The sequence below is a fragment of the Phyllobacterium trifolii genome (assembly GCF_014192095.1).
GTDB lineage: Bacteria > Pseudomonadota > Alphaproteobacteria > Rhizobiales > Rhizobiaceae > Phyllobacterium > Phyllobacterium trifolii.
On sequence record NZ_JACHXN010000032.1, the window covers coordinates 33,125 to 51,152 of the forward strand.

The 18,028-nt window shown below is 53.9% G+C and carries 15 protein-coding genes and 1 pseudogene; 4 read left to right on the plus strand and 12 right to left on the minus strand.

Going from position 1 to position 18,028, the window contains the following annotated elements; translation table 11 throughout:
- Nucleotides 1-695: 695 nt before the first annotated feature.
- On the minus strand, nucleotides 696-1,298 hold the full coding sequence (locus tag FHS21_RS28005) for a hypothetical protein (RefSeq protein WP_183665213.1): 603 nt from the start codon (nucleotides 1,296-1,298) through the stop codon (nucleotides 696-698).
- A gap of 703 nt (nucleotides 1,299-2,001) precedes the next feature.
- Here FHS21_RS28005 and FHS21_RS28010 point away from each other — a divergent pair.
- Nucleotides 2,002-2,160, plus strand: coding sequence for a hypothetical protein (locus FHS21_RS28010; RefSeq protein WP_183665215.1), 159 nt, complete (start codon nucleotides 2,002-2,004; stop codon nucleotides 2,158-2,160).
- 213 nt (nucleotides 2,161-2,373) lie between these two features.
- Here FHS21_RS28010 and FHS21_RS28015 read toward each other — a convergent pair whose 3' ends face one another.
- From FHS21_RS28015 to FHS21_RS28055, 9 genes and pseudogenes are all read right to left on the minus strand, one after another.
- Nucleotides 2,374-2,697: a hypothetical protein gene (locus tag FHS21_RS28015; RefSeq protein ID WP_112551163.1), complete on the minus strand. Its 324-nt coding sequence runs from the start codon at nucleotides 2,695-2,697 to the stop codon at nucleotides 2,374-2,376.
- 125 nt (nucleotides 2,698-2,822) lie between these two features.
- Entirely contained in the window at nucleotides 2,823-3,221 is a 399-nt protein-coding gene (locus FHS21_RS28020) for a hypothetical protein (RefSeq protein ID WP_183665217.1), read from the minus strand.
- A 721-nt stretch (nucleotides 3,222-3,942) separates the two neighbouring features.
- Entirely contained in the window at nucleotides 3,943-6,018 is a 2,076-nt protein-coding gene (locus FHS21_RS28025; protein ID WP_183665219.1) for an AAA family ATPase, read from the minus strand.
- A 171-nt stretch (nucleotides 6,019-6,189) separates the two neighbouring features.
- On the minus strand, nucleotides 6,190-6,582 hold the full coding sequence (locus tag FHS21_RS28030) for a hypothetical protein (RefSeq protein ID WP_112551166.1): 393 nt from the start codon (nucleotides 6,580-6,582) through the stop codon (nucleotides 6,190-6,192).
- 103 nt (nucleotides 6,583-6,685) lie between these two features.
- The gene (locus FHS21_RS28035; RefSeq protein WP_183665221.1) at nucleotides 6,686-7,597 is read right to left on the minus strand and encodes a hypothetical protein; all 912 of its coding nucleotides are present in this window, start codon (nucleotides 7,595-7,597) and stop codon (nucleotides 6,686-6,688) included.
- Between the two features lie 1,804 nt (nucleotides 7,598-9,401).
- Entirely contained in the window at nucleotides 9,402-10,814 is a 1,413-nt protein-coding gene (locus FHS21_RS28040; RefSeq protein ID WP_183665223.1) for a DNA cytosine methyltransferase, read from the minus strand.
- A gap of 2 nt (nucleotides 10,815-10,816) precedes the next feature.
- The gene (locus FHS21_RS31290) at nucleotides 10,817-11,059 is read right to left on the minus strand and encodes a DNA cytosine methyltransferase (protein ID WP_183665226.1); all 243 of its coding nucleotides are present in this window, start codon (nucleotides 11,057-11,059) and stop codon (nucleotides 10,817-10,819) included.
- Between the two features lie 566 nt (nucleotides 11,060-11,625).
- Nucleotides 11,626-12,260: pseudogene (gene adh / locus FHS21_RS28050) on the minus strand (aldehyde dehydrogenase); the annotation flags it as partial.
- A gap of 195 nt (nucleotides 12,261-12,455) precedes the next feature.
- The gene (locus FHS21_RS28055; RefSeq protein ID WP_183665228.1) at nucleotides 12,456-12,803 is read right to left on the minus strand and encodes a hypothetical protein; all 348 of its coding nucleotides are present in this window, start codon (nucleotides 12,801-12,803) and stop codon (nucleotides 12,456-12,458) included.
- Between the two features lie 774 nt (nucleotides 12,804-13,577).
- On the opposite strand from FHS21_RS28055, the gene FHS21_RS28060 reads away from it, so the two are divergent.
- Nucleotides 13,578-14,393: an ABC transporter permease gene (locus FHS21_RS28060; RefSeq protein ID WP_183665230.1), complete on the plus strand. Its 816-nt coding sequence runs from the start codon at nucleotides 13,578-13,580 to the stop codon at nucleotides 14,391-14,393.
- 44 nt (nucleotides 14,394-14,437) lie between these two features.
- On the plus strand, nucleotides 14,438-15,175 hold the full coding sequence (locus FHS21_RS28065) for an ABC transporter ATP-binding protein (RefSeq protein WP_312879950.1): 738 nt from the start codon (nucleotides 14,438-14,440) through the stop codon (nucleotides 15,173-15,175).
- Between the two features lie 275 nt (nucleotides 15,176-15,450).
- Here the strand turns inward: FHS21_RS28065 and FHS21_RS28070 are convergent, their stop codons facing one another.
- Complete coding sequence (locus FHS21_RS28070; protein ID WP_183665234.1) at nucleotides 15,451-16,641, minus strand: methyltransferase domain-containing protein; 1,191 nt, start codon at nucleotides 16,639-16,641, stop codon at nucleotides 15,451-15,453.
- A gap of 224 nt (nucleotides 16,642-16,865) precedes the next feature.
- Between FHS21_RS28070 and FHS21_RS28075 the strand changes: the two genes are divergently transcribed.
- Nucleotides 16,866-17,051, plus strand: coding sequence for a hypothetical protein (locus FHS21_RS28075; RefSeq protein ID WP_183665236.1), 186 nt, complete (start codon nucleotides 16,866-16,868; stop codon nucleotides 17,049-17,051).
- A 1-nt stretch (nucleotide 17,052) separates the two neighbouring features.
- Here FHS21_RS28075 and FHS21_RS28080 read toward each other — a convergent pair whose 3' ends face one another.
- A complete protein-coding gene (locus FHS21_RS28080) occupies nucleotides 17,053-17,748 on the minus strand; it encodes an FkbM family methyltransferase (protein ID WP_183665238.1) in 696 nt (231 codons plus the stop codon).
- Nucleotides 17,749-18,028 lie beyond the last annotated feature (280 nt).

Sequence of the window (18,028 nt, forward strand, 5' to 3'; positions counted from 1 at the left end):
GTAAATCCGCGGTAACCATCATCATGTGCGCCAAATCCGTCATAGCCAGCGCTATCATCTTGCGAATATATTGATCGCAGCAACGGGAGTGAATCGTGAAAAAACTGATCTATGCCGCGTGCCTTCATGGACTCGGCGGGACCCTCGATCGAAATCCCGGATAACCATCGAAGGGGAGCTTACGGCAGGGCCGCCAGCCTCCATTCTCATCTATACCCTCGCCCCAGAAAAGCTTGCCGGACGGGTGCGCGCACCAAATACAGCAGCACTTCAATTCCTGTTTCTCAAAGTGCGCAGCTTGCCAACCTATGGCTTTGCGGCCTTGAGTACGAAAACGGTTTTCATATTATCATCATATGTACCTAAAGTGATTTCTTGATTATGATGACTCTGCTTAATAGGTATGGGCAATCGACGTGCCGAGTTGACCGCACTGGCGTGTGCTACCACGTTGTTTTGAATGGGGGCCCTGCAATGCAGCGTCCGGATAAGGTTTTTCACGCATTCCTTCTGTTGCTTTCGATGCTTGGGTGACATCGAGCGGTCGCAATGGCCCGCTTCCGTTTCCAGTTTTGTGGCAGGCGAAGCAGATCTCAATGATTCATAAGCGCATTGCAACACATGCCGATAGTGCCTGACCTGCAGTAGGTCCCCGCCAACCTCATGTGCGGTTGCAATATGCTGTGCCGCCCTCACTAAAACTCGATCAGCAAGCTCGCAGCCGCACATCCCGAAATTGCCATTCTTGTCAACCATACCAAATGTCGGCCGTTTAGCTGCGGAAAGGTTCGCGCCATTTCATTGATAAGCTGGCGTCCTGCTGGATCTGTGACGAGGATCCGCTGGGCCAAAAGTCTTTCTTGTTGCTTGTCTCCGAGCAGGCATGAGTTGATTAACTCGACCTGCTCATTGAATGTCGTGATGAGCAGCTCGGTCACCGCAATGAGCGTGGCTTCGATGTTTTTAGGAAGTCCGTATTGACAATAAGGATTGACGGAATAGTCGTCATTGCGATCAGCGTTTTCCTCGTCGTGGCTTCGGACGAGGTCGCAAGCAAATCCGAGAACGTTATCGGCCTCGTAAGTTGAGAAGGTCCTATCTTCGCCCCGGTAGATGCAGTACGTTCTACAAATCACTTCCGCGACCATGAGAACGATCGCATCGGCATGTTCGTCTACGATCGACGACTGCTTTCGGCCTCCATAGATGGCCCGCAAGAACTGAGGACGCGGGTAACTTTTGCGCAGCATCGCGTCGATGAGGTTGCGCAGTGTTTGTGGACTGGTTTCGAACTTCAATTGCAAAACTCCTTCTCGTTGAACAGTATTGTATAGCTTCTAACCGCGCATTCGTTATTAATCATAATTTGATGCCAACGTTGCCACCTTTGTCCAGAAAATAAAGATCGCTATCAATCGCAAAACTGTATTCATTCATTTTGTCATCCTCTAACTTTCAACAATAACTACTGTTATCGTTCTTCCTAATTACAAGTCTCATGGACGGCGTAGCACCCGTCAATAGCAAAAATATACTTTTTATTGATTTTTTCTATTGTCAACATTTGGCGCGGCTTCGCTGAATGTTGACAATGTCATTGCAAGTTTGAGAAACCGTCCAAAAACGCTGCGTAATTCTATTTGAGCCGGCTGAGGCCGGCACGGCCCATAGCCATTAGCTACGCATCCGACTTCACGGGGTAACAGGTCAGGAAGTGTTTGGCGGATTGATGCGCGAACGAAATTTGGTCTCGGCGCTACTATCCGAGCTGTGTAAATTTGATTTCCCTGGGCGCGGTCCATGCACGAGCTTTCGCGTGTCATCACCAGCAGAGCAAGCTATAGACCTAGATTCCCAAATCTTTTCATTGGCAAGCTTGGAGTTGGCCGGCTATCCTATCCGTATGGCGAGAGGTACGAGGCAATTGCATCGTTTATGAAAGCGTCCGCGCACGATAGGAATAAGCCAGTCTGGAGACCTTTCCATTTCATCGACCACCTTTTGAATACCAATCAATTCGAGCGGGAATGGAAATGGGGCGTTCCCGCGCTGGTTCCGGTTAGTATCGACAATGTTCTCCCCATTCTCAGCTTCAAGACCTATTTCGTTTTCACCCAGCAGCATAAAATGCCCGGAACCAATCAGCCCTTTAGCGAGTGAGCGAAGCCAAGCGGCCGCAGTTGCCGATCGACGCCAGACATAGAGGAGGCGCTGGGCTACTCCCTACCGATTATATTTGAGAAGGTAATTGAAAATACTGGATTAGCGATTCTGAATCAAACGGCGTTTAACTGAGTAATGGGGAGAGCACGTGGGGTTCAATCAACGTCACTCGCTGCCCAGCATTGTCGGGGCCGTCTGGTAGAGAAGTCTTCAACTGTTCAGCCGATCGTCCGGGTTGAGCAGATGTGGCTTGCGCCGGAACTGCCACCTGCCCTTTGCATATTTCTTAACTATACTATCGACGACCTCATAAGACAGGTCCGGGGCGAAACCCTGACGGACCAGCCGTCCGACAATACCGTCGATGGCATCTTGAGTTGCTTCGCGGTCTTTGGCAAACCGGAGAAAGTAAGTGTGCATCAATACGCGCGCGCAATCATCCCGCGAGGGCCTTCTCTCTTGTTGCAACCGCGCGCGGTATTCGCGCTGCCTAAGTTTCTGATCAGCATTTCTTTGTTGCAGTGATTTCCGCATGGTTTGCTCCTTCTTACAAAAAAGCATGATCCGGAAATCGAGCCGGCGCAAACGCCGACGATGGGGCAACTCATAATTTAATGGGTTGGGCGTTCTGGTTGAGATCGGGTCAGTTTCTGACGCCGTCATTGCACTTTGAAATACCTCAATTTCTGAACAGCATCATCGATGTCAAAATGATCAAGTCGGGCATTTTCGAGCTTGCCATCGCGGCCAAGCACGCTGCCTGCCAGTGAAAACGCCAAGAGGTTGGGTGCAACGCGTGGTGCCAGCTGGCGAATCGCATCAATGCTGATCCTCTTCTCCCCTTTTCCCATCGGATCCGCGAGTATCGCCAAGGCAGCGGCGAGCGGCATTGCCCCGAGTGGCAATGAATGAGCAGACTCCGCCGTTGCATCACGCGACCAACCAAAGAGGATTGCTGCCTCGACTTGGGCCGGGGTGGCGACAGGACCGCTCTCATCATGGTGTCCGCAGTCGTTGAAAGCCAGCACCAGGGGCTGACTACCACGAATCCTCAGCAATCTTGGGTTCACGCACATCAGCCGCTGCGCCGTCTTGAGCTAAATATTGCAATCGTCATCACCCCTCTCCTCGCCCACTGCCCAAGCGCTGTTGCAAGTTGATCCGGAGTTGACCGCTGACCGCAAACGCCGTTTGACCAAGAATCGGATTGCCAGAAGTTTGCAACGCAAGTCTGTAAAACGGAATCGGGGACACCCTAAACACCGATCAGGAGAATCGCCGCCAGATTGCCAGTGCGGTCGGCGGTGCGGAACGCCGGCAATTTTCAAAAACTGAATCGACATTCGAAGATATTGAATCGGTGTTCCCCAACTTTGAATCAGCCATCCCCGAATTTGAATCGGAACAGCGTAAATTATATTGACGTTCCGGCGCGTCGTTGTGCATTGATTGCGCATGCCGTACGTTGGCGATAAAGGATCAGCAATTGCAGGCCCTTTGTCTTGATCTGACTTCAGTTGCCAAGAGCTTTTTGTAATGCAATCCGGCAGATTTGATCCCTTAAAATTCGTTTCAGCGACAAACAGCGTTTGTGTGCTGCCTATGTCACTCTGCATTGAAGCCGCCGAGATCGTCGTGTCCTCGTTCGACGCTCTCTGCGGCAAAGCCCCTTTCTGATCCTACAGGGTCAATGCGCGACCCGACTGGAAGGTGACTTACAAGCGACATTTCAGAGGCGGCGTCGTTGGCGTTCGCATCGCAAATGACGTTGCCTGCGTTTTACGTCGTGTTGAAGTTGCCGGACAAAATTTCATCAACTTGCCAGCCTTCCAGCGTGCGGCTTTGCATGAGGTTGGTTGCCAGCAATTCGACCAGAGATCGATGCTGATCAATGAGACTACCAGCCCTTTGATAGGCGTCTTCAAGGACGGCATTCACTCGCCGCGCGAGTTCGTCATGAAACAGCAGGTCGCGTGCCGGATCGTTTGAAGGTCGATAGAGCAGCGGCATCCCTGCTGAAAGACCAACGGATGTTTCCAGCTCCACCGCCAGCCGCGTGGCCTGGGCGAGATCGCTGTCCGCCGAGCCGCCGGAACCGGACGAAACCGCTCCGAGGATGTGCTCTTCTGCGGCGCGCCCAGCCACAAGGACAACAATCAGATTGGCGATCCAGGCCGCATCTTGAACGCGGTTGGCATCGATGTTTATTTTGGCTTGGCCCCCGTCGCCCTCGATCGAGACTGTGATCATTTCCCCGATATTTAGCACATGCCGCGCCAGCGCATGTCCCGATTCATGCACGGCTTGCCGCCACAGCAAATCGGCTGGTTTGTCGGGACGACCCGCCCTTAAGGCAGTTTCGATATCTTGAAAACTCAAAGGACTACCCCGCCGCCGCGCCGCGCGACGCGCATCGCGCACAGTCCGTTCGACGTCCGCACCCGAGAGACCCGACGCCATTCTCGCCAAGGCCCGCAACGCAGGATGATCAGGGTATCCGGATTCGCCGTACGTCTTCTCCCCGATTGTCGCGGTTCTGAAAGTCGACGCTAGAGTGGATGCCAGCATGCCGGGGAGATCGAGACGCAAGTGATATGCGAGGATCTGCGTCAGGGAATCGATGTCCGGAAGCGGTACCATGACGTGGTTTTCAAGCCGGCCTGAACGCGTTAGCGCAGGATCAATTGCGTTTGGCCGGTTTGTTGCGCCAACGACAATTGTGCCTTCGGTCCACGCTGCTGTGTCAAGCAACTCGAGCAACTGGTTGACGACGGAGTTCCAGTAGTCTGCGTTACTGCCGCCGCTGGAGTTGCTGCGCGTGCCGATGCCGTCGATTTCGTCGATGAACAGGATACAGGGTTTCATGTCGGCAGCCTCGGCGAACGCCCTGGACATTCTCGTCAAAACGTCGCCGAGGTGGCTCGGCTGCAGCCAAGTGGCAACCGATGTAACGAGGAGTGGAAGTTGCAAGCTGTTGCAGAGCGCCTTGACAAAGGTGGTCTTGCCAACACCTGGCGGACCCGACAACAACAGCCTCGGGCTGAGGTCGGACCAGGCAATGGTCCGATTGTGATAGGCATCAAGGTCGTCGCGAAGGTCGAGAGCCCAAGTTCTCGCCTCGCCAAATCCGGCGAGATCGTCGATCGTCAGCGGTGCAAACGCCCCTCTGGCATCGCGCGGCGCGCTGTACATCAGGCTCTGCGGATGCAGCACCGTCGACCCCGATGTTGGCTTGCTCTTCTTCGCGTTCAGTTTGTTCCATGGCTTGTCAGACCCATTTATGTCGTCACCCTTGCCGCCAGCCGAGGTGGATCCTTGCCCTACGTTGCGTTCAACTGCGCGATCTGTCGCAATCTTGTGAAGCACCTTCAGGCATTGATCAGCCGTGCGTGGCCGCCGGATCGCAAGCTGAAAGTCGAAGAGCGTCAGTACGTCGAGATCAAAAGGTCTTCGCCCAAACAATTGCAGGGTGTCTTCCCGCGGCGTGTCCATCGCTACTGCAAGCAGTTCGGCAAGCAAGGTCTGGTCAAGTAAACCCGCATCGAGGACCACGTCGGCGGCAACAGCGGCAGCCAGCGGCGGATTTGTGTCAGGGTCAAAGAGGAGCAGGATAGCCACTCCGACCTGGATAGCGGTGGCGGCCTTGGCATCGAGCCAATCACGATGATTGCGCAGCGTCATCGCATGATCAATGGGTACGAAACGCGCGATTGTAGAATCACGATCATTTTCGCCGAATGCATCGTCATGCATATCGGTACTGTCAATTGCGATCGTCGGCAGAGGCCAGATAATACTACGGTCGATCAGGCGGAGCAGTGGTTCTTCAAAATCCGCGAATGGAAATCGCAGCAAGATAATCGGAGCCGGATTGCGCACCAGACGCCGTCAACCATCGAGGTCCTTGTTGTCCTGCTGCTCGGCAACAGCTTGAGCAATTGTTCGAATGTCAGACCAGAGTTTTCAACGGCACGGGCTGACCTGGGTGGCGGTGCAAACGCCGGATGAGGAAATTTGAAAGAGCGCTCACTTGGTTGAAACTCCGTCAGATAAAGGCGTCAACGCATCAGGATGCAAAGTTGCAAGCCAGTCGAGCACCAGTTGGCAGCTTGCATCACCGTTCCCTGCCCGCATTTTGATTGGACGTATTAGCGCTTGCCAATAAGCAGCGTCGGGCTCGCCAAAACCCTTGACGAGAAGGATAATCTGCCCAAGAAGTGCTGCTGTCTCGTAGCAGCAGAAATCCTGATCCAGCTTGGGCCGATCTAAGCGCACGGGTCGTGCGGCGACCGCGCTGGCACCCGCACACATCATATCCTGTCGAAGCGGCGGATAGTGACGACCAGACCATCTCGATTTCCGCTGATAGCTGTGGAGAACGATGTAAGACGGCAACACGACCGCGCTGAGATAAAACATGGCAATGGTTCCCTGATCCTCCGGACATCAGCGTCCGTGGTTGGATCTGTCGTTTGATCGGAGTAGGCGCGGCTGAAGCGTTTTTCGCTTCAGCCAGCAGATGTCAACCGACGTTGGCCGCGGGTGGCACGGCGAAGCCGATGCTGATGCGCCGCGGCATCTGAACCACATCTGCCGTAGCTTGCATCGCCCGTGATTCCGATTCGATGAGCGCGCGGTTCTTCGGCGGACGGCCGGGTCCGCGTTTTTCGGCCAGACGCGAAGGCAGTGCGTGCGCCCGCTCCGTTTCCCGCGCCAGGGCGGCACGGGCCTGCTTGCCAAATTCGGCCCGCAAAGCCGCCATAACGGTTGCCGCACCCTCGATTTCGAGCAGCGCATCAAGCTCCGACAGCTTCCAGATGCCGCTGCTGCGTTCGCCGGCGCGGCTTGCGCCGTCAATAATCGCAACATCGACCCGCTTTACCGACAAGCGTTTGTGCTTTTTGTACAGCCAATCCGGCAATGCCAGTGCACTCGCCAACATTTTGGACTTGAGATCGCCGAGACGGTTTGTGTCCCCGTACGACGCGAGCGACCGCTTCATGTCGATAATCGTCGCAGCGTCGGTGCGCATGTTGATGATGATGAGGTCGGGCGTATAGGATTTTTTGCAGCGGACGTCCGAGTCGAACACAATGCCATCGAGTTCTTTCCAGTTGTTGCTGGCAAGCGCTTCTTCGGCAGCCGGTACGATGGGGAGGCGGATCGACTGGTGCAAGATTACAAGGTTGGGATTGGCTTTGGCGATCTGGATGACGGCCTGCTCAAGGAGCTTTCCTTCATGAAAACTCACTGACCGGACAAGCGAGGCAACATTGACAAAGCCGCCGAGGATGTCATCCGCGGCCGGAGCGATATCGATCACTGCCGCCATCGTCTTGTCGATGAGAGCTGAAAACACGGTGGCAACGTCGCTCTGATGGATGCTGTGGGTAAATTTACTGGCATAGAGTGAAGCGAGATTGAAATGATGCACGGGAAGTCTCCTGAACGAATGAATGGTTTGAATGCGAGGTCCGCGCTGCGTCTTGGCCAGCCGCAACCGTTCCAGGCGTATCAACGCTCGATTGAAGGGGAACAGCAGAAGAAGGGGATGCGAGGATCGGCTGGTCGTCCGAACGGGTGACCAGGTGCGACGCTTAACTTTTCGGGAGTTTTATCGCCGGCAAGGCCAAGGAGAGCGAGACAGAAAGCTCAATAGCCGGATTAATAACTTTCCTTGCGCAAGCAAGATTGATAAATGTCCGCATAGCCCAATTCCTCCTCGAAGGTTGCGGGTCAGGCCCTTGCTCGTGTACCAGCACTTGCGGGGGCCGTTTGCGCCGCTTATTTTCAGCGCGTGTTATCCTTGTCGCAGGATCCTTCCCGGATCTCAAGTGCCCCGGCGAAAAAAAGAACACACCCGGAACAAAAAAGACGAACCCAAATAATTGCCGCGTTGATCTGGGTCAATGGATGCACAAGAATCGATCCGCTCCGCCCGGAAAGCTGCGTTTTATGCCGAAATGCGGATTCATCAGGATAGGAAAAGCAATAGACGAAAGCTGTTCGCAATTTTGTCGAATTATCAAGCAAGAAAACACCCTCGCGCCGAGCGGTATGCCCATTGTTCGCTCTGCGGTTTGATATTCCGTCATAGACACGACCCGACCCGGCACAAGCGTGACGCCCTCAAGACCGCGATGGCGCAAGACGTGAGGTTCCTGAAAGAGGGAACCGATAGTACGGAGATGGTGTCAACGGCAGAGTACGAGCGCCTCGCCCCTATCCGCATTGAGGCTCGTCGATGCCCTTGATGAGGATGTCAAGAAACTCATATTGGTTCCGCAGATCAAATAACTGGACGGCGAGAGCTCAGATGTGTGGACGCTCGACGGTCCCTAGATCAGTAGCAGACCAGGCACCTTGCGACGCCAACGCGCGGGAAGGATGAACACGAAACAATGTTTCGTAGCGAGCGCATTGAATGCAGCAGCGGACAGTGAGCCCCGGGGTAGCATGCAGCGCATTCCGCATCGATCCACTGCCGCATTGCGAAAAGACCAGGCATTTCTCCGTACAGCATCAAGTTAAGCGCCGCTTGGCCGCTAGTGGTAGCGTTGGGCTTGCGAATCCAGGCGTAGACGCGGGCTGGTTCAGGGGACAAGGAGCTTTGCCACTGTGGATGCCGATGAGGTGCGCCATCTCATCCCGCAGTTCGCGGTCGATTGTGACGAAGCCCGTTCTTTGCAGCGCGTCCAGGTGCGGGCGGAAATGTCGCCGAGAAGAATGACGGCTTCGGCATACCTGAGGTCCCAGACTTTGAAAGGCTGGTCTGTGGTGCGAGAAGGTCCCAGCTTCTTCATCTGTGATTGCAGATGGGTGCAGTTGCGGCTGGCGGGACAACATCGGGTGGCCTAACCTCCATTCTGCACCTCACTTTCTCGCAATAATATTCGAAGACATTTATCATTCGAGTTTGCGCATAAATGACTTCGCGTACATGCAATTTGCCACTCCGGCAAGCAGTGAGCATGGGCGGCTTTGCGGCATTCCTGCTGCTGGAGGGTGTTGTTACAAATGCCCCAAATCTTTAGAAACAATTGAATGAGAACATTACCAGACCGGGTCGGCTCCGCTCCAGGCAAAACAAAAGAATGTTTCGTAGTGAGGAGGCGGGTTTCATGCGGCAAGGAACAACCTCCCGCATGAAAGCCGCTTGCCTGTCGAATGGCCCGTCCCTTTTCGAGCGCGACGACGGAGTAAAAAATCAAGAGCGGGCAATGACCCCGCCCTTGACATCATTGGTCGGCCGTTTCGACAATCCTGCTGTCTGTAGCGGTAGCGTCGGTGCCGGAATTCTTGCGGTTCTTCCCGAGGATGATTGCGGGGGGCCGTACTTCCTGTTCGGCTGGTTTATAGTAAGAAGCAAGGTACCAGTCGAGCCAACCGTCTGGTTTAAATAGATCGGACTTCGCGATCATGCCGCAATCGACGTAGGACTTGATGTGCTCGAATTCACAAAGATGCGAAAGAGCCCGGCGCAGGTTCGATCGCCGCGATGGAGCAAGAGTGGTTGGCATGATGTCAAATGCCTGGAGTTCATCCTCGGCCGACTTGAGTTTCCTGCCCGCCACGAGCTTCTTTACATTGCGCAGGTCTGATTGTTCCTGCGTGAGTGGCTGGCCGTGCAAATGCTTTACCTGTCGCAGCCATGTCTGATACTCCCGTGTGATCTTGAATGGTGTGGCACCTTTGGCTGGTTGCAAGACCTTGCGCTTGTGATGGTCACCGATGGCCCTGCCGATTGCCTCTGCCATGGGCGGCAGCACCGAGTTTGCGAGCATCTGGAAAAGGCTTGAATGACTGATGCCCTTAGTAGTTGAAGCGGCTTTTCCTTTAGCCTGGTTAACGCTCCACACCCAGTTCGCCGGAAATCCGGACAGCAATGACAAGTCCTCGAACGTCAGACGATCGATGATGCGAAGATCGACCGGCTCTTCTCTGGTTGGGCGGTAGTTTTTGCTGAACGGCGTCTTCGTCGAGGAAATAATCGTCGAATGCGGCTGGTCGACCGGAACGAGGCATCCAGAGTTTTTGCCGCCGGGATAGCGCCATATGAATCGCCTCCCCTCCCCGGATTGCTGAAGAAGTGCAAGATCCGCTTTGCGAATATATCCGGCTTTCGAGGATCCCCTGCCCTTTTTGAAAGCAAGATCCCTGTCCGCGTGGATGCCACCGCGCGACCATGCCTTTCCGTGTGTGGGATCAACCGAACTATAAAGTGTTGTACCGATATCGGGACCAAGAATATCGGCGATCGAAACTGGTGCTTGCCGGTATTGATTGATGTAATCGAATAACCAACCATCAGCGTCTCCAAGTGCCCCGGCGCAAATACAGCGCTTGCGACGCTGCGCTGCGCCAAAGTCGGCCGCATCAAAGACATCTTCCGAGATCGCATAGCCAGCGTTGCGGAAAATGCCAAGTGCGCGCTTAAATACTGCGGACTTGGTGATGCCCGCGACGTTCTCCATAACAAAGTATTTTGGCCGGTTGGCGGCGACGATGACGGCAAAGGCCTCCGTCAGTGCAGCAAGCGCATCATTGTCGCCGCGCTGCTTGCCGGCCTTTGAAAATGGCCGACAGGGCGGGCCACCGAAGATAATGTCAGCTTTGATCTGCGCGAGTTCGGGCGCGATATCGGCGAGCATTTTTAGATCTGCAAGGCGGGTTGGTTTGTCGCCGCGAATAATACTGCCGCGTTCGAACTGGCTTTCTGTGATCCCTGAAATGGCGCGAAGCCACGGGACCGCCACAAGCGCGGCAGGTTCCTGCTATGAACCTCGAGTACGTCTGGGTCGAGGTCGATTGACCGGATGATGCTAATCCCGGCTTTTTTCATGCCGTACGCAAATCCGCCGCTGCCGCAGAACAGATCAATTGCTTTCAATTCCATCAGTATTCCCCACATTTCCTGTCCTCCGTGCTCTCACGAAGGGCGCGATTTCAGATGTCGCTCAACAATAGTTGTCCAGACGTATTTACAAGTACAAAAATGAATTAATCGCAAATATTGAGCCTTGAACCGTAATTTTATAGTTTTTTGTCAAAAACAGCGTAAATTTTTTTAAACTGAATACACTTAATAAAAAGTTGTCGCAACGATATCTCGATAAGATCAATTGATCATAGCACCCTAGCAAAGAAATTACAAAATAATGTTGCTAGGTGATTGGACAGATAGAATTTGTTCTACCCGTTGTAATGTGGTCAACAATACGATCAATCTTGGTGAAGGAGATGGTGTTACATTAGGTTAGTTGATTAACGTTATCAGCCGTTCGTTATCGTCAGCGCGTCTATGGCACTGGACGCGTCTTTACTTGGTGTAACGTGCGCATCCGAAGTCGCGTCAGCAGGAATACTCAAAGTGGTTTCGTAGCGCATACCGATGTGTGCGGTAATTCAGAACCTGACCACGACATGCTTTATTTTGGGCATCGCGAAGATCGAAATGGCAACGACATAGTATCCACCCGCCAGATCACCAGGTAGCACGTTGCGTTCGCCGCCGATGGGCACCTCGGCGCCTTCCTGTTTGCCGATGTCCATGTAGGGGAGAATTTTCTCCAGCTGTTCGCTTGAAGCCTGAGCGCCGATCATGGTCGCTGGGTCCAACGGATCGCCTTGCACGATCGCTTCCACGCGCTTCAGTGCCTTTTCCATAAACTTGTCATAGATGGCTTCATGAATAAGAGCGCGGCTCGGACAGGTGCACACCTCGCCCTGATTGAGAGCGAACATGACGAAACCCTCGATGCCTTGTCGAAGAAATCGTCATCCTCGGCCGTGACATCCTCGAAAAAGATGTTCGGTGACTTGCCGCCCAGCTCCAGTGTCACCGGAATCAGATTCTGGCTGGCATATTGCATGATCAGCCGTCCAGTCGTCGTCTCGCCGGGGCAAGCAATCTTGGCGATACGGGGGCTCGATGCAAGCTGCCTCCCAGCCTCGAGGCCAAAACCGTTGACGATGTTGAGCACGCCAGGCGGCAGGATATCTGCGATCAGTTCGGCGAGTGCGAGCACCAAGATGGATGCAGGGGTTTGTTCAGCAGGTTTCAGCACCACGCAATTACCCGCAGCCAACGCCCGGGCTTGCCATCAAGAGGATGCGCCGGGAGGGACCTCTATTGTTTTCAACGTTGAGTACTGAGTTCACTGCTGCAAGTTCATGCTGCAACTCGGCAACTTGACGCGACAAGCGATTTGCACGGTCTTCGCGAGCCTCCAACCCGGCCGACAAGACTTCGGCGCGGGTTTTTTCCGTATCCAACCTATGCCTAAAAGAGGTCACCGGAGACTCCTCTTCTTCGGTTCCACGCTTGCTGTTTTCACGTGCCGCCAGCCGGATAGCCGTTTGCTCCATCTCCTCAATCTACGAAGTAGTACGGATCGCTCCTTTGCGGCACCAAGGAGACGAGCTTCCTGGTTGGCGATTTTCGCATCGCGTTCGTCGAGCTCTCGTTGCAGCTTTTGCAACCAGGAGAAGTTGAGACGGTTCGAGCTGCCGACCAGATGGAACAGCATGTGTACCTCGCCGAAAACCTCCTGAACCAGCGGCCGATCGGTGGCGGGATGTGTAAGCACTGCCCAATATGCTCCGGGAATATCCCCCTGCTCAAACGCATCGAGCCACATGGTCCGAACATCCTTCGCGGTCGGAGGCTTTTGAGAAGCGCTTGATCAATGCTTCGTGCCTCTTGTCGAGCACTTTGTTTAGAAGCTTTCACGCTGTGTCGCGCCGACCAGCAGCAAGCACGCCGCGGCTATGCAGCGAATGGTCGGTTGCCGTTCGGGCATCCGTTTCGCCCATTTTGATGGTGAAGAACGGCTTGGGCCGCTATCCTCATATTCTGCCCTTCTATGTGACTGCGATCCATCCGCGGATAGAGGCAGGTAAGCGAATGCCTTCCGGAATGCCAAAAGCAGGTGCATCACTGTCTGCCCCCCATACGACAACGCACAAAGAATGCTAACGAAAATCTTCGTGAACGTAGTGAGATCCTTACGACAACGCCGCCAAAAGGGTTTCTTTATCGCTCTATCGCCCAGTATTTCCATCGCGTTTCAAGGCGAATCGTCCAGCAGCAAGGCCGGCCGCGAGCCGAAGTCGGGGATGCTAGTTGAGATCGAAGTTTACCGGTGTCGATGACGATCGATGGTTCGAAAACGGGGACAGCCGGATACGTCTTGAGGCTCAATCCGTCAAGATTAGCCATGAGATCAGCTATCGCTGCGATCATTACCGGCTCAGCATCGCCTGGTCCCGACACGCCATTTTGCATCCGACTAATGGATGCCGGGTCCTATCGCCATGCGTAAATTACGACAGCCAGTCACTATTAAGTCCAATTCGAATGTGCTAACCGCGGGCCTGCAAAAACTATCGCCCAACAGAGAGATGACAATTATATGGCCAGCGTGACCACGCAAAAGATTACTGCCTGGGAGGACATCTCCAGTTCGGTCAAAAACTTCCGGTTGGCCGCGCTCCTCGGGTGGCAAGACGTTGCACAACGATATCGAAGGTCAAGCGTCGGTGCTTTCTGGCTGACCATCAATATGGGCGTGCTCATTGGCGCGTTGGGATTGGTCTTCGGTACGATCTTCAACTCGCCGATGTCCGAATTTCTGCCGTTCATCTGTGTCGGCCTCATCATGTGGGGCTACTATTCGAGCCTCGTCAACGAGGGTTGCGTCAGCTTCATCTCGAGCGCCGACACGATGCTGCAGTTGCCCATACCGTTCTTCACCTACATTTTGAGAACATGGTGGCGTAACACGATCATCCTCGCACACAATATGGTCATCTTCCCCATTGTCCTTCTCATCTTTGGGAAATTTGTGAACTTCAATGCACTACTGTTCATTCCGGGCTTTGTACTGGTATCGCTCAACCTGCTTTGGGTGATGGTTGTGCTGGCGGTGCTATGCACGCGCTACCGCGATCTGACGCAGATTGTTCAGAACATCATGCAGGTCGGCATGTACGTGACCCCGATCATGTGGATGGCCAATAACTTACCCGGCGGCGCACGATCGCGGCTGATCCTCATGCTCGATCTGAATCCCTTCTACCATCTGATCAGTATAGTACGCGAACCGCTGCTGGGTGGTACGGCAACGCCGCTCAACTGGCTGGTCAGCATCGCGATGGCGATTTTCGGATGGTTGATCGCACTTCTTTTCCTCAATCGGTATCGTTCGCGGATCACGTATTGGCTATGAACATCTTCTCTCAACACCATAATGCGCAGGTAGACATGACCTCCATGCATCTTGAAAATGTCACTGTGGATTTTCCTATCTACAATGCGAAAAGCAGATCCCTGAAGAACCAGGTCATCAGCCTGGCGACCGGTGGTACGATTGGGTCGAATTCCGAGGGTCATGTCGTCATACGTGGTCTCGAAAACATCAGCCTAAGCCTCAAGGACGGCGATCGGCTTGGTCTGATAGGCCACAATGGGTCTGGAAAGACCACGCTTTTGCGGGTTATGAGTGGTGTTTACTACCCTTCGGGCGGTAACATTGCGATCAATGGAAAGTGCACGTCCCTGATCAATATCTCTTTGGGAATCGATCCCGAAGCGACCGGCCGTGAAAACATAGGCATTCGCGGTGCGCTCCTTGGATTCACAAAAAAAGAGATGGCTGCACGGCGAGCGGAAATTGAGGATTTTTCCGAACTCGGAAGTTTTCTCGACATGCCGGTTCGAACATATTCGACGGGTATGCAACTTCGCTTGGCATTTTCAATATCGACCGTGATTCAACCTGAAATTCTTATCATGGATGAATGGCTGGCGACGGGAGATGAAGGCTTTCAGCACAAAGCGAATGAGCGCCTTCACGATCTCGTCAACAAGACCAAAATTCTCATTATTGCAAGCCACTCGAAGGATCTGCTTGTCAAAAACTGTACCCGAATCGTTTGGCTTGAGCACGGGAAAATCCGTATGGATGCTGACGCCCAGACGGTTGCCGACGCCTATTTTGGTCATCAATAGTCGGGAAGTATATAACCCCAGTTTTGCCAGACGAACTGTGGAATGATGTGTATTCGTTCGTCTGGGCTCTCTCCATTCATGAGAACCAATATAGAACAACGCGGCAATTGCGACGGTCCTGACAATTTGAATTTTATAACGACACCGTCTTGCGCAGATTCCTCGCTGACCGCATCGGTGAGAAGCTATTCAGTTTCCACTCTGCCACGCGCGTGTCGAACTAAACTGCCCGAAACGACGGTGACAAGCGTCGAGATACGAAGCGTCCTGATGCCTCACGCGATATGCTCCTCCAGCTCTACTTTTCGCAGTACCGAGAAGCCAGCCCCGCCGGTACTCGCGCACCGGAACTGGAGTCCAAACGTCGTATCTGTAAGATTGAACTCGAGCGAAACATGCGATTCACCAGCTTGCACCTCATGACGGGCGATCGGCTCGGCGATGCCGTCCACCATCACATCACAGACCGCCGACATTGGTGAGTGGGTCCCGTCCGCTGGCTGCAGCTGCCAGGTCACACGGTGTCGTCCGGCCCTCAGCGGCATGTAAGGTCCGTAGATCACGATACCACCCTCCCCAGCAGCAGCTTCGACCCATTCACCCTGCAGCGATTGCTGTAGGCGGCGGCCGGCCGGCACCACCAGACGTTGGACACGCTCGGGCCAGTGCTTAGCGAACAATTCGGCCATCATGGCATGTGTGGCAGCGGCGTTTGGTGTGCGATCGCGCCGCACTCCCTCGATCCACCAGATAAATGATTCCTCTGGTCGGTCGCGCGCTATGATCAACCGCTCTGTGACGGACCAGCCGGGTGTGGGTTGGTTCGGATCGAACGGCAGCACTTCACCAGTTCGCGGATCCCGGCACAGCCAAACTCCGTAGCTGGCAGTAATCTCAAACCCTGCCAAGCGCATTAGCGCCGTCACTTCGTCGAGCGTCAGTTCGATCGTGTGTTCTGGATGGCTCCAATTCAAGGGGGCTGTTAAGAGCCGGTTAGGGCTGTCAACCACTAAGTGCCCTCCCGGCCTCAGTACCCGGGCCGCTTCCAGTAAGAAACCCGAAACTTCTTCAGGCCAGAGATGCTCCAGATTTTGGCCGGAGAATACTAGATCGCAGCTGGCGTTTTCCACCGCCGACATGTCTGAGGCGGTGTTTGTGATCCAGGTGACGTTGTCCGGAAGTCCCTCGGGCTTCGGCATATAGTATTCGATACCCAGGTGCTCCGGCACGCGGCCATAGGTCTCCTCGATCCAGTCAAAATACCAATTGCCAGCGCACCCTGCGCTGAGCAGTCGATGCGCGCCCGACGGCATGCCGCGCAGGAGGGCGCCCCGCGAATGGTGCAGCAGGAAGTTCACGTTCAGAGAGGGTGCAGTTGTAGCCAATGCCGACGCCGCCTCGGTGGCCGGTGATGGAGGGGCCGATTCATGGGTAGCAGTAACGAGTCGACGATCCAGGTCTGCCACTCTTTCTGCCAAACCATTCGTGCCAACGACAGATCGGATTGCGCGGGTAATTGGTCTCAGTGCAGAGCGAAGCATGAAGTATCGATCCTATAAGAAGCTCAGGGGCGGACAATGAAGCACGCCTAGCGGACGCTGTCTCTCTTGTTTTGGTCAGAACGCAGATTAATTCGCACATCCCGTAGCACGTCTTAGTGGATGGACAGTCTTATTCAAAGGAGCGTTTGATGAACACGACCCGCCGCGATATTGAAAAGAAGATGAACGCGCTCCATAGCGCTTACGACGATGTGACCCAGGTCGAAGAGGGAGCTGTGAGGCGGTGCCTGAATAGTGGAGGGTTTTCCGTTTTCAGAGGCGAGTATCTTATCATTCCAAAGCCGGATACGTGGCTTCCATCGGGGGTTGATTGAACTAGCCCGCCAATTTTAGCTTACGCTTCAGCGTTTGCCAGGCGCTTAAGATGTATGACTGATCTCGGACGTAGATGTCATTTGGCGGAAGCTTGGACCAGAGGCTATAGCCTTGCTCTTTCATATACTCAACGTAATCTTGACTATCGAAAAGGTTTTCAAGGATGACAACCTTGGGTTGATACCGGCTTAGGTTAAATCCTCGCATCACGTTGAGTTCCCAGCCTTCTACATCAACGGCAACAATGTCTATATGGCGCAGTTTCGGCTCGTGATGTTCCAGAATTGAATCCAGCTTCCTAACCTTAACTTTGATCGTTCTTACACTGGTTTTAACGTGATTGGTCTCGCGTAACTCTGCATACTTCCCGTTAATGCCAAGGCTTGAGAAGCTCTCATAGGAAACGGGACCATCGTAATACGGCGCGCCGTGCGAATCGACCACGAAGAAATCCTCGTCGTCCTTGTCGACATTTGATGCGGCATATTGCAGGACCTCATTGCCAACGGCACGATGGGCCGCACAAAACTCGGGGTTGGGCTCTACAGCGATTACCTTCCATCCCGCTGATCGAAAGCTAGCACTGACTGACAAATAATCAGGTCTGGCAGCGCCCACTTCAACGATAACTCCGCGTTGCTTGTCGGGGAAAAATTCATTCCTGACAACTTGGTCCACATCGCTTTCTGCGGTCATGTAATCGTCCTATTGAGTATCATCGTCTCCGATCGTACATGCACCTACAAAAACAAAAAAGCCCGCCACCCGGGAATCGGCGGCGGGCAAGTCAAATGTCAAAATAAAGCAAGCAAGATTCTACGTCGAGACAAGCCTTTTGACCTGCTCCCCTTTGTGTCCGCATTTATAAGTTAGCTCTGTTCTGGTTTTGACGTGCTACCCGTCTTTAGGCCACCCGGAGCTGGAATTTTCCGGGGTTAAGGCTCATGCCGGCGGATGAGCCGATGAGCCGTTTATG